Consider the following 11597-nt stretch of genomic DNA (forward strand, 5'->3'; position numbering starts at 1 on the left):
AGTTATGCAACTCAAACTATTGAGGGTACTCAGGCATGGGATACTTTTATGTCTCTTGTTGCTACTACACGTCAGTTGGGAATCAGTTTTTTTGATTATGTGCGCGACCGAATTTCTCAACTTGGAATTATTCCCTCTCTGTCCACTATTATTCGCGAAAAATCTGCTCTTTATCCGTTGGGATTATCTTGGCAGCCAGATTAACTGCTACCCCTACTTATTGAGCCGATACCCTAATATTTTGCTGATTTCATTGTATGACTGGCCGATCATTGCCATCCTTACAGCTATTGCTCGTTTGAGTTCTCTTGCATCAATATCACTTTCAATAAAATATTCTAATAAAGTTTTTTGTTTTTCTATGTCTTTTTGTGGTTGTAATTTATTCATATTTTTGTGACAATCAAGTATTGCATATAATTATATCATAACCTTGATAATGATTTAGGATTGCTATATCTCTTTGCCAGATGAGTTAGTGCGTTACATTGGCCAGCGTGTAGAAATCGCAGTCGGCTAGTTGAGGTTTTATTGCAAGCGTGGCGCAAACAACAAGAACAACAGGCAATGGTAGAAGCCTGTTTATTGTTGGATGAACTGAGCGATGAATTAACCGATGAGGATGAAGCATGGCAGCAAGCAGGGATTACCGACTGGGAAGCATCTGGCTTGTAAATTTCGATCCGTCAGTTGGTACAGAAATCCGTAAGACTCGACCGGGAGCATCTCAGTTATGAAATAAGTAGAAATACTTAGGCAAAAGCCAGATTAAGATAAGAGCAGCGATGCTTGAGAACTTGAGAGATATTGTTGCGGTTCCATTGAGCACCCGATATTTTAATTCTACGCCCAATCTGCTTAATTGTCGATTCGACCGTACCGCTGCCAATCGTAATTCCTTGAGATTGAAATGAATGGTAGTCAGGTATGCGTTGTCGATGTCCTTCAAGATAAGCTAGAAAGTTTTTTACTTTCTGAGCATCCCAATCTGCAAAAGTAGCGATAGCTTTCTTAATTCTGCCATGCCATAGGCTAGTTTCAACTTTTCTTAACTGCTTCACAGAACCAGCGAGCTTGTAGAGATTTTCTTTCAGATGATACCAGTCAAGAATTTCGCGTCTTTGTTCTGGTGTGGAGATGTCCGCCATTAAATTCCACACCCCTGGATGACCATCCCCCAAACAAGTAATCGTTTCTGACAAAGGCTGACGATTGACCCATTCTACCAAAGCTTCATTTTCCTGAAAGAATGCAGCATGGGCTTGTTGGTGTAAAGTCACCGCTTTATAGTCTCGCCACTCACTAGGTTTTCCTTTATCTGTCCTCAATCTTGCTTTACCGCCGTCTATACTTAGATCTGTGACGGTTTGTTCTGCGACGACTTCAGCGAATTCTTGCCGATGGACGAGACGTTGTTGGGTGCTATGGTCAACATATATTCCCGTCAGTTGCTTTAAATCTCTTGCTGCATTCGCGTAGGAAACATTTGCGCTCAGCAATAAGCAACTTGCTTCGAGTTGTGGACTCAATCGGGTTCGTTTCTTCAATCCCAGTTTCTGGCTCTGTTTCTCACTGACTTGCCATACTCCCAGACAGGTTTGAATCTCTATGAGTCTCCCTGCTCTTGTTTGGCTGTTGCTGTTTAAAAAAATTTCCGATTTCTGGTGCTACTTGTGTTAGTAAATGGTCTCTGACTGCTAGTTCAATGCTAGCAAAATTTTGGAGTTGTTCTTTTGGTGTATTCTTGAGAAGTATGGCGGCAGCAGATTGCAAATGTTGTTGTAAGATTTTAGTTTCTTCGGCTGTCATCTATTTTTCCTGATATATTTTGTCCTATTATCTCATAGTTTCTGTCTGAGTAAAAATACTTATTGCATAACTGAGATGCTCCCGACTCGACCAGCGGCAATACCGTTTACTTAAGACCGCCCTGGGGGTAAAACCCTATGAAAAATAGATACGGAGATTGCTTCGTTCCTCGCAATGACCATCTTAAATAAACCGTATTGCGACCAGCGGTAATTATTTCAGGAACTGCTTTTAATCAACGCAGAAAGGTAACTGTTCTACCCATTACTTCTGCGGTTCCAGACGAGGGTTTGCGAACTGTTATTTTGCCTGTAATTGCTTCGACTCTCAATGGTCTTAATAGCGAAAGATTTATCGTTTGCGTGGATCCGATGACGTTTAAAAAACGTAGACTTGTTCGCTGTATTTGGGCAATCGGATTTGCAACAAATATCCGAAATTAAACTGATTTTGGATCTATATTTAGAGCTTGAAGATTAGGCTAATGCAAAACAGAAGCCGATTGCACCAAGCCTAAATATCAAACAGAGTCAACTATAAATTAGCTATAATAAAACTTCATCTGTTATTCTCCGTACAGTCAAGAGCTTTAAATCCTTGTCATACCTTGCTTCACTTAACCAGGTAATACTGGATCGACCTCAAAGATGAAAAAAGTTTCATGAAGGCTTCATTAGCGATTCACGAAGGTCGTCCATATTACTTGGTATTGCGAAAGTAAATCTTGTACTAAGGAGTAATGCGATGAGCTCATCAAAGGAAGTAGCTAAACCTAAAAAGACATCTGCCTACAAGCAACTGTGGTCTATGCACTGGATTATGGCAGCTTGCTATCTAGCGATCTTTATAGGTGGGTCTTTTATGGCTCGCTTGCCAAGAGAGCTATTTATTCGCAACCCTCTCTACGACTTTCACAAGAGTATGGGAGTGCTAACTATGGCTTTATTGACATGGAGGATTTTTTACCTTCTCCGCGTTTATTGGAGTAAATATACGCGGCGTCAACCAAAGATGACTGGGGATTGGATTCGGACATTTGCGTTGCACACATTCCTATATCTTTTCATGTTAGTGACCCCTGTTACGGGTTTTTTCTTCTCTAATTCTTTCAAAAGTAATAATGTGCGTTTTTTTTGTATCACCATGCCAGATATTTTCCCTGAGAATGCAGCAATGGTTGACATGGGTAGAAGTTTACACTTTTGGTTGGCTTACGCATTTCTAGCTTTTATTATCCTGCACACCGTGCAGCAATGGAAGTTTGTTCAAGGATTTTGGCGGCGTGTTTCAAAAAAGAGTAAAGTCAAAGAAATAGATGTTAATAATAGTCTATGAAAGCCAAATATTTTTCAATCGCTAGTAAAACCAGTAGTGGAACTGCAAGGACTAATCGACCCAGTGGATGGCGTCGAGTTTTCTCTGGAGTCCGGTTCCGAATTCTAGTTTGGTATTTCCTGATAACATCCTGCACGATAACGGTTTCTATCTTGGTGACTCGTCAGATTTTCTGTAAATTACTAGAAGAACAGGTTCAAACTTCTTTGCTTCAGGAGGTAACATGGTTTCAAAAATCATTGAATGAAATGAATCCTCAGTTATCTAAAAAGTCAGATATCACTTCTAGTTTCAATCTGTTATGGTCTAGCTATATTCCCACGAATAATCATTTCTTTTTCGCAATCATAGATGGTCAAATCTATCTGCCTAGTCATTATCCATTGCCAGACTTTCTTAAGCGCAATCCAAACCAGATCGATAAGTTCGCTCAACTCGATAGACGCCAGCAAAGCACGATATTGACGCCAAATGGCCCTATTTACCAATTGGCAGAACCTATCCGGATTGACGGAAAAAATCATGGTGTCATTGTGGCTGTTTACGATGCGACCGATCGCTATCAAGTTGGGACAAAGACAATTATTCTGGTAATCAAGGTGACTCTGTTAACTTTGGCCGTATTCTCCTTACTAGCCTGGATTACCGCTGGACGGGTGTTATCTCCCTTGCGCCTACTTACTCAGACTGCTCGCTCAATCACAGAGTCGGATATGACTCAACGCATTTCTGTCGAAGGAAAAGACGAAATTGCCGATCTGACTGCTACTTTCAACGAGATGCTCGATCGGCTCCAGTTTGCCTTTGATGACCAGCTAGAGTTTCTGAAAGACGCCAGTCACGAATTGAGGACGCCGATTACGGTTATTCAGGGTCAAATAGAAATGTTGAAATACAGACCCGATCGGCAAGATGAGACGATTGAGTTGGTTATGGATGAGTTGAGCCGGATGACTCGCCTTGTCAATGACCTGCTACTTCTGGCACGATCGGAGCGACCAGATTTCCTTGAGCCGAAGCTCGAAGATTTAGACTGGTTGACGGAAGAGCTATATCTCAAAACAAAAACTCTGGCGAATCGGAACTGGCAATTGGAGTCTAAGGGCTTGAGTTTTGTGATGGTCGATCGCCAGCGCCTCACCCAAGCAATTATGAATTTGGTTCAGAACGCTGTCTGGCACACGCAAGAGGGGGATACTATTGCTCTTGGCTCGACTTCGACTGGTGGCTACATCCATTTCTGGGTACGCGATACTGGAAAGGGAATTGCTCCTGAAGATCGAGAACGGATTTTTAAACGTTTTATCCGCGCTTCTAACAATGATTCCGGCTCGGAGGGGGCTGGTTTGGGGCTGTCCATCGTCGAGGCGATCGCTCGCGCTCACGGCGGCCGAGTTGAACTATCCAGTCGCCTGAATTACGGATCTACTTTCACAATTGTGATTCCCCTGATTTCTACACAGGAAATTGTTTCTCATGAATCGGATTCTGATTGTCGAGGACAACCCCCGTATTACGGATTTTTTAGAGACCGGGCTACAGGCTCACGGGTTCACGACGGTGATTATTAAAAGTGGCCGCGCAGCCATTGAGATGTCTGATAGTCAAGATTTTGACCTGTTGCTCCTTGACCTAGGCCTTCCCGATATCGATGGGTTGGCAGTAATCAGAGAACTAAGAGGGCGAGGAGAATATTTGCCTGTAATTGTTTTGACTGCTCGTGATGGGGTAGAAGATACTGTTACAGCCCTAGAAGGCGGCGCTGATGATTACATTACCAAGCCCTTTCGCTTTGAAGAACTGTTAGCTCGAATTCGGGTCCAGTTGCGAAACCAACATCTACCCAAAATGAAGGAGGAAACGAAGCTTAGAGTTAGCAATATTACCTTGGATATGATTACCCGCCAGATTTGGGTGGAAGGAAGCTTAGTGAACTTGACAGCTCGTGAATTTATCCTAGCTGAGGTGTTTTTACGTCACCCGATGCAAGTGATGAGTCGAGAACAGTTGTTGGATCGTGTTTGGGGATATGACTATGCCCCTGGTTCTAATATTGTGGATGTTTATATCAAAAACTTGCGTAAGAAGTTGGGGGGTGATTATATTGAAACGGTTAGGGGTATGGGATATCGGTTTCAACCTGACAAGTAATGCGCAATGTTAGTCTTCAGATTTGATATTACTCCCAGTAATTTTCCCAATCATCCTGAAAAGCTTCCTGCAATCTCTGCATATACGCATCAGTCTTAATCTTCACCATCCACGGATTATTCGTACTGCCGCCTCCCTTGCACACAACACCTTCATTTACACTGTATTTCCCAGAGCGAATATCATCCATAAATTTGCCAGTCAGTTTGCCGCGATAAATCGCTCGCGCAATATTTAATCCGCGAAAATCCTTAATAAGGCGATCGGGAGCAACCATACCGCGATCGGTTTGCACATCAAAAAGCACCAATTGTTTCCGATCGCCCTGTTTGTGCATTCCCGCAAACGATCGATCTCCCAAAAACTCTGTAAACACAGTAATTTCAGCACAGTGATACTGTTCGTTCTCTCGAAAAATAGACTCTAAAGGACTAGCAAAATCTCTCCTAAATATTTCAGGTGCTTCCTCTAAACCTGGATGTGCAGCATTAAATTCTGAAATTCCCATGTCATCCAAGTCAAATCTACTTCGGCGCGTACCAAAAGCATACCAACTGAGTTCAACTTACCACACCCAATGCAAGTTAGTACCATCGTATTTCTCAAAAGCTATACATTGTTTATTAGGGCAATTTTTACTATTGGGAATTTTGGGATAAGCAAGCTGAATTCGTGTCATATAAAGGAATAAGGAAGAAGGAAGAAGGAAGAGAGAAGGACTAAAGTCCTCACTACAAACTTTATTTATGGAGATTTTTAACAATTCCTCCCCCTTCCACTTATCCTTTAAAAATCTCTCAGTTGAGCAGTTTGAACAGTCACATCTTTCGTCAGAGAACCCCGCCGCACTTTCAGTTTCAAAATTTGACCGATTTGGCTATTTTCCACCAAATTTTGCAACTGTTCGGGTTGAGTCACTTTCTCGCCCTCAATTTGAACGATCGCATCTCCCTTCCGAATCCCCGCTTTCTCAGCAGGCGTATTTGGCATCACTCGCATCACTAACACCCCTGTAACTTCCGGCACAATCAAAGGAGCATTGGGGTCAGAATTATTCTCTCTGGCCATTTCCGGAGTCAAAGCAATCATCTGAATCCCCAAAAACGGATGGCTGACTTGTTCTCCCTTGGCTAACTGGGCGTAGATGGCCTTAGCTTTGTCGATCGGAATTGCAAACCCAATACCCATTGCATCCGCCCGAATCGCCGTGTTGATGCCAATCACTTCTCCTCTGCTGTTTAACAGCGGCCCGCCGGAATTGCCGGGATTGATGGCGGCGTCTGTTTGAATGAAATCGAGACGTTTGTCGGGAATGCCGACGGCTGCGCTCGATCGCTTCAAAGTGCTGATAATTCCCAAAGTGACGGTGTTGTCAAATCCGAGGGGGTTTCCCACGGCGATCGCCCAATCACCCACTTTCACCGCATCGGAATCTCCCAGTGGTGCCACGGGCAAGTTAACACCTTTAGTATTAATTTTGACAACAGCCAAATCTGTTACTTCGTCAGTACCTTGGACTTCTCCTGGAAAAGTCCGGCCGTCATTTAAGGTGACAGTTACTCGATCGGCTTTATCTACCACGTGAGCATTGGTTAACACAATCCCGTTTTTGTCAATGATGAAGCCAGAACCTTGACCCCGCAAGCGTTCTTGTCTGGGCGTCATGCTCCGCAAATCTTCTCCCAAAAATCTGCGGAAGAAGGGGTCTTCCATTAAGGGGTCGAGGTTGCGGCTGACAGTGCGCTCGGTATCAATCCGGACAACAGCAGGCCCGACTCGATCGACTGCCGCCGTCACAAAACTGCTGGTATCTGCAGCCACCTGCGCCGGGAGTTCCGGACTCCGCAGTGCGAGCATTTGCGGATTTTGGGAAGTTGCCCTGGAACTCAAAGGTACTTTCTGCACGGCTGTTTCTGTCTCTTCGGGCCAGTTGGGCTGATTTTTGCCAGCGGCCCAGACGGATGCAGCATTGATGAAGAGAGCACTCAGGGCGATCGTCATTGCTAAAATGAGGGCGAAAGGGCGATCGGTGCGGGGTGCGGATCCAAAAAACTTAAATAGTCGCATAGCGTCAATATTGGGTAGTCTGGGTTATTCTAGTAAAGGCGTGCGTGCGATCGGACTCAATAATCGCCCGCTATCAAGATCCTAAATATATTTAGCTGAAACAGCATTCATCCCCGCGCTCTACCTGTACAATCCGTGAGCGACGGGATGAATGCGCGATCGTCCGCCGATTGCACCCGCGCACAAGGCGCTCTCGTCACAGCCAGCGGGAGATGCGCGGGTGTATGAGCAGGCGAACAAAATCCCTTGATTGGTCTGTATCTGTGTTATCATATGTAAGCATTTTGTGATAAAAGCATCGTGTTAAAAGCAGTCAAAGTCAGAATCTATCCTACCCAAGAACAGCAGAGTCATTTGGCAGGGGCTTTTGGCTGTGTTCGATGGGTGTGGAATCAATCTCTGGCTACCATGTCCCAAACCTATAAGGAGACTGGGAAAGGTATATCGGCTTTGATGATGAAGAAACAGATTCCAGTATGGAAGACTGAGCATGAATGGCTCAAAGAGTGTTATTCGCAATGCCTCCAGTCCTCTGTACTTAATCTGTCCCAAGCTTTTATCAATTTCTTTGATGGCCGAACAGGATATCCGACCTTCAAGAAACGTCAAGGTAGACAATCAATGCAGTACCCTCAGAACGTTAAAATTCTGAGCGATACTGAGATTAAATTCCCTGGTAATCTTGGAGTGGTTGAGGCTAAAATTCATCGCGCTCTTGTTGGTAAATTAAGGACTGTGACGGTATCTAGAATGCCTGATGGTCGTTATTACGCCTCCCTACTGATGGATGATGGTATAGAAAACCCAGTCGCTAATGAAGATGGTAGAGCCATTGGTATTGACCTCGGTTTACTAGACTTTGTAGTTACATCTAATGGCTCGAAATACCAGAACCCTCGACATTTGAAGAAGCACGAACGTAACCTCAAACGCAAACAGCGTAAGTTATCCAGGAAAAAGGATCGAACTACCAACAGACGACGAAAGGCTAAACTAGCTGTAGCCAAAGTCCACGGAAAAATAGCTAGAGTGCGTGAAGATTTCCGACACAAACTATCCCGTAAGATAGTTAACGAAAACCAAGTGATTGTGGTCGAGAATCTGGCAGTAAAGAACATGGTCAAAAATCACAATCTTGCCTTATCTATCAGTGATGCTGGCTGGGGAATATTCTGCACCATGCTTAAATATAAGGCAGAAGCAGAAGGCAAAGTCTATCTAGAAGTAGGTCGATTTTTTCCATCATCTCATCTGTGTTCTAATACTTTACTGTCGCTGCCAAAAATGGATCTATCTGTGCGTGAATTTGACTGTGCCCACTGTGGCAATCGACACGACAGAGACATTAACGCGGCAATCAATATTAAAAATGAAGGCTTACGGTTATTGACGTTGGGAACCAGCGTTACTGCCAAGGGAGGCAATGTAAGACCAAAACGATATGGGCAAAAATCCACTGTCGCCGAGGCTGTTGCCCTTGAACTTGGAAGCCCACACTCTACCCGCTTCGGGTAGAGTGTTGGGTCGTTCACACAGCTACAATACACGAGTCTGGAGCCAGCACAAACTCAACATATTCTCAATTCTAACGTGAAAATTTTCCCTAGTAATACCAGTTTCAAAAAAACAATTAAACTGTAGTCCAGCGCTCTAAACCACTACGGAACAACTTATTCCCAAATCCCCAATCTCAAATCTCAAATCTCAAATCTCAAATCTCAAATGGCACAACCCTGATGATTATATCTGACACTTCTACTGACAAATCCGTACCCTCAAATTCCCACCACCACCATCACGACAATCAATCAGTCCACCCTCACCATCACGATGAAGAATCGAGGCGGCGGCTGGTTAATCGCTTATCTCGGATTGAGGGACACGTCCGGGGCATCAAAACAATGGTGCAAGAAAACCGTCCCTGTCCCGAAGTTCTCGTGCAAGTTGCAGCAGTTCGAGGCGCGCTCGATCGCGTAGCAAGAATCATTCTTGACGAACATTTAACTCAGTGCATTGCCAGGGCCGCTAAAGAAGGCAATATCGATACCGAAATAGAAGAGTTGAAAGCTGCTTTGGATCGGTTTTTGCCTTAGTCGCTGCCATTTTCTTACATATACCACCCCCATCAGATGGTTAGGAATTTCTGGCGATCGCTTTCTTCATCCGATTAATTGCAAATAAAAGTCTCTCGCGACGATAACTAAAGGCTGCCTTCTTCCTTCTTTTTATCCTGAGGTAAGCCGTTATTGATGTGATGACTGAGGGTTAGGAAGTTCTGGCGAGCGATCGCTTTCTTCATGGGATTAATTGCAAATAAAAGTCTCTCGCGACTATAGATAACTAAAAGCTGCCTTATTCCTTCTTTTCATTCTGAGGTAAGCCGTTATTGATGACTTCTTCCCTCTTCCCTCTTCCCTCTTCCTTCTTCCCTCTTCCTTCTTCCCTCTTCCTTCTTCCCTCTTCCTTCTTCCTTCTATCTTTTACATCCGTTACATCCGTTGCCGAACTTCCTTCTTCTATAACAAAACCTGCAAATCAGACAACAACTTGCAAGTTATGAGTTCGGGCGCATTGCTTAAGAATCTTTCACCAACCAGGGAAAACCATCAAATATTTCCCCCTCAACCCAATCGGCACAACAGATAATTTATACGATCGGCAGTTGGTGAGAGCGATCTTAGTTCAAAAAGAAGTAGTGAGTTTTTAGTGACAACCAAAGTCATCAACAGCTTTAAACTCTGAGTATCAACAATAGGAGGGTGATTAACCAGACTTGGGATGAACTGTCTATTTAAACTTTCGTCAACTTGCCTTTGAGCTGGTATCTGACTGTTGCGTAAACGGCCTTATAGGAAGCGTCTATGCTGTATTCCTGCTGCAACCACTCTTGAATTTCTCCATAGCTTTTAAAGCCTTTTTGGGGATCGCTGAGGCGCATTGCCAAACTAGCGCGGGCCAGAGGAGGAATCGCCGGCTTCCTGCCACCGCTGTGCTTGGTTTCCAGGAGTCCTTCAAGTCCATCAGATCTGTACTTTCTCAGCCACCGCTGCACAGTAATGCGGTTTACGCCGATCGTCATTGCCAATTCTTTAACTGTCTTAACGTGACAAATTTTGAACAGGTAAAGTGCTTGAATTTTTTGAAAGCCGCTTGCCGTTTTTTGTTCGGTTAACAGGCTTTTTAGTTCTTCTGTGGTCTCTGTGATGCTAAGTTTACATACTCCAGCCATATCAATTACCTCACGAGGATTCGCACTATACAATTGTTTTTTTGACTGGGGAGAAAAATCTTCTCCCCTCCTAAATGCTCGCCTTTTGCTTGCCAAGAAAGGAATAGACAAGCTATCTCAATTAAACTTTTTCATGCCTGGACTTACTCAGATGCTCAGAAGCTTGTTTTTTTTACCTGGAGCAAGGGCTGGAACGCGTCTTTTGGTGAAAGACCCGGTTTATGAGTCAGTTTGGTATTGGATGGCACAAGCATCATTGCTAATACTGATATCAGTTAACTGATCGACCGCAACATTAGCTGCAATAGTTGACTTTTAAGGAATACCATTTATTCTCTTTTTGTTAAACATATATCATGGTTTTCCTGGTGTTTTTGGGTAATTTTTGCGAATGTCTTGGCAATTTATAGCTAGCATATAACCTTGGTCTGTACGCTAGCTATAAGCACATTTAGACACAGATTCTACTGCTCCCAGAAGTGTATTTCTGGCTTTCCCTTTGTGAGAAATCCTGAGACATTAGCACTCTGATGGGCCGAAGCGGATCGCGCCGAGTGACGGTGCAACCAACTTTCACGGTACGCGGGCAGGCCTCTGTGAAATTACTTGCTCGATCGCCAGTTGAGTAAAACACGTCTACCGTGGGATTGTCAAATTTTCAACATCACAGTACCACTATCGGCTATTTTCGCCTGCCTGTCGTGATCGAAAACGTTGCTTCTATGTGATACTACTAACATTAATTAGTGATCGTTATCACACAAATACTCAGTAACCTCAACTAGCCATAAAAAGTTATGGCCTCGATCGCACTTTCCAGCGAGAATTCTTTGATTTAGTTAGGAAGTACGATAAGATTGACATTTTTGTTAAAATTTTGGCGTTGCTGAATCAAGGTATGAATGCTCCAGGAATGGGAATATCGTCAAACTTCAAGTAATGTATTAATAATTTAATAGAATGCTTGAGCATTTCCTCACATTTAGAATAACAAAGAGTCTTGCGA

At 43.7% G+C, this 11597-nt stretch carries 12 protein-coding genes and 1 pseudogene; 8 read left to right on the top strand and 5 right to left on the bottom strand.

Annotated elements, in window-relative coordinates; translation table 11 throughout:
* Positions 1-204, top strand: a pseudogene (locus tag QZW82_RS31310) (hypothetical protein); the annotation flags it as partial.
* Positions 205-213: 9 nt separating this feature from the next.
* Here QZW82_RS31310 and QZW82_RS31315 read toward each other — a convergent pair.
* The gene (locus QZW82_RS31315; protein ID WP_293158025.1) at positions 214-390 is read right to left on the bottom strand and encodes a hypothetical protein; all 177 of its coding nucleotides are present in this window, start codon (positions 388-390) and stop codon (positions 214-216) included.
* Between the two features lie 141 nt (positions 391-531).
* Between QZW82_RS31315 and QZW82_RS31320 the strand changes: the two genes are divergently transcribed.
* Complete coding sequence (locus tag QZW82_RS31320) at positions 532-675, top strand: hypothetical protein (RefSeq protein WP_293158028.1); 144 nt, start codon at positions 532-534, stop codon at positions 673-675.
* A 77-nt stretch (positions 676-752) separates the two neighbouring features.
* Here the strand turns inward: QZW82_RS31320 and QZW82_RS31325 are convergent.
* Positions 753-1809, bottom strand: a protein-coding gene (locus QZW82_RS31325; protein WP_293158031.1) for an ISKra4 family transposase whose coding sequence is annotated in 2 segments (ribosomal slippage) — positions 753-1644 and positions 1643-1809 — 1059 coding nt in all. Because the reading frame shifts where the segments join, the coding sequence is not laid out codon by codon here.
* Between the two features lie 197 nt (positions 1810-2006).
* Here QZW82_RS31325 and QZW82_RS32375 point away from each other — a divergent pair.
* The 4 genes from QZW82_RS32375 to QZW82_RS31340 all read left to right on the top strand — a co-directional run bounded on the left by QZW82_RS32375 (position 2007) and on the right by QZW82_RS31340 (position 5295).
* On the top strand, positions 2007-2252 hold the full coding sequence (locus tag QZW82_RS32375) for a type II toxin-antitoxin system PemK/MazF family toxin (RefSeq protein WP_366665114.1): 246 nt from the start codon (positions 2007-2009) through the stop codon (positions 2250-2252).
* A 301-nt stretch (positions 2253-2553) separates the two neighbouring features.
* Positions 2554-3144 (top strand): cytochrome b, encoded by a 591-nt coding sequence (locus QZW82_RS31330; protein WP_293158034.1) that lies wholly within the window; start codon positions 2554-2556, stop codon positions 3142-3144.
* 488 nt (positions 3145-3632) lie between these two features.
* Positions 3633-4715, top strand: a complete 1083-nt coding sequence (locus QZW82_RS31335) for a HAMP domain-containing sensor histidine kinase (protein ID WP_293158037.1) — start codon at positions 3633-3635, stop codon at positions 4713-4715.
* Positions 4621-5295 (top strand): response regulator transcription factor, encoded by a 675-nt coding sequence (locus QZW82_RS31340; RefSeq protein WP_293158040.1) that lies wholly within the window; start codon positions 4621-4623, stop codon positions 5293-5295. Before QZW82_RS31335 ends, QZW82_RS31340 begins: the two co-directional genes overlap by 95 nt.
* A 28-nt stretch (positions 5296-5323) precedes the next feature.
* Here the strand turns inward: QZW82_RS31340 and QZW82_RS31345 are convergent, their stop codons facing one another.
* Together QZW82_RS31345 and QZW82_RS31350 are read right to left on the bottom strand one after the other, a co-directional pair.
* Positions 5324-5803, bottom strand: a complete 480-nt coding sequence (locus QZW82_RS31345; RefSeq protein WP_293158043.1) for a hypothetical protein — start codon at positions 5801-5803, stop codon at positions 5324-5326.
* Positions 5804-6081: 278 nt separating this feature from the next.
* A complete protein-coding gene (locus QZW82_RS31350; protein ID WP_293158046.1) occupies positions 6082-7362 on the bottom strand; it encodes an HhoA/HhoB/HtrA family serine endopeptidase in 1281 nt (426 codons plus the stop codon).
* A gap of 300 nt (positions 7363-7662) precedes the next feature.
* Between QZW82_RS31350 and QZW82_RS31355 the strand changes: the two genes are divergently transcribed.
* Positions 7663-8877, top strand: a complete 1215-nt coding sequence (locus QZW82_RS31355; RefSeq protein WP_293158049.1) for an RNA-guided endonuclease TnpB family protein — start codon at positions 7663-7665, stop codon at positions 8875-8877.
* A gap of 221 nt (positions 8878-9098) precedes the next feature.
* Positions 9099-9455 carry a metal-sensitive transcriptional regulator gene (locus QZW82_RS31360; protein ID WP_293158052.1) on the top strand — a complete coding sequence of 119 codons (357 nt, stop codon included), beginning with the start codon at positions 9099-9101 and terminating at the stop codon, positions 9453-9455.
* Between the two features lie 698 nt (positions 9456-10153).
* Here QZW82_RS31360 and QZW82_RS31365 read toward each other — a convergent pair.
* Positions 10154-10591 carry a helix-turn-helix domain-containing protein gene (locus QZW82_RS31365; protein ID WP_293158055.1) on the bottom strand — a complete coding sequence of 146 codons (438 nt, stop codon included), beginning with the start codon at positions 10589-10591 and terminating at the stop codon, positions 10154-10156.
* Positions 10592-11597 lie beyond the last annotated feature (1006 nt).

The organism is Microcoleus sp. bin48.metabat.b7b8b9.023 (assembly GCF_013299185.1).
Lineage (GTDB): Bacteria > Cyanobacteriota > Cyanobacteriia > Cyanobacteriales > Microcoleaceae > Microcoleus.

Coding starts and splice junctions, on each gene's coding strand:
- QZW82_RS31315 (WP_293158025.1), bottom strand. CDS start 390: ATGAATAAATTACAACCACAAAAAGACATAGAAAAACAAAAAACTTTA.
- QZW82_RS31330 (WP_293158034.1), top strand. CDS start 2,554: ATGAGCTCATCAAAGGAAGTAGCTAAACCTAAAAAGACATCTGCCTAC.
- QZW82_RS31340 (WP_293158040.1), top strand. CDS start 4,621: ATGAATCGGATTCTGATTGTCGAGGACAACCCCCGTATTACGGATTTT.
- QZW82_RS31345 (WP_293158043.1), bottom strand. CDS start 5,803: ATGGGAATTTCAGAATTTAATGCTGCACATCCAGGTTTAGAGGAAGCA.
- QZW82_RS31350 (WP_293158046.1), bottom strand. CDS start 7,362: ATGCGACTATTTAAGTTTTTTGGATCCGCACCCCGCACCGATCGCCCT.
- QZW82_RS31360 (WP_293158052.1), top strand. CDS start 9,099: ATGATTATATCTGACACTTCTACTGACAAATCCGTACCCTCAAATTCC.
- QZW82_RS31365 (WP_293158055.1), bottom strand. CDS start 10,591: ATGGCTGGAGTATGTAAACTTAGCATCACAGAGACCACAGAAGAACTA.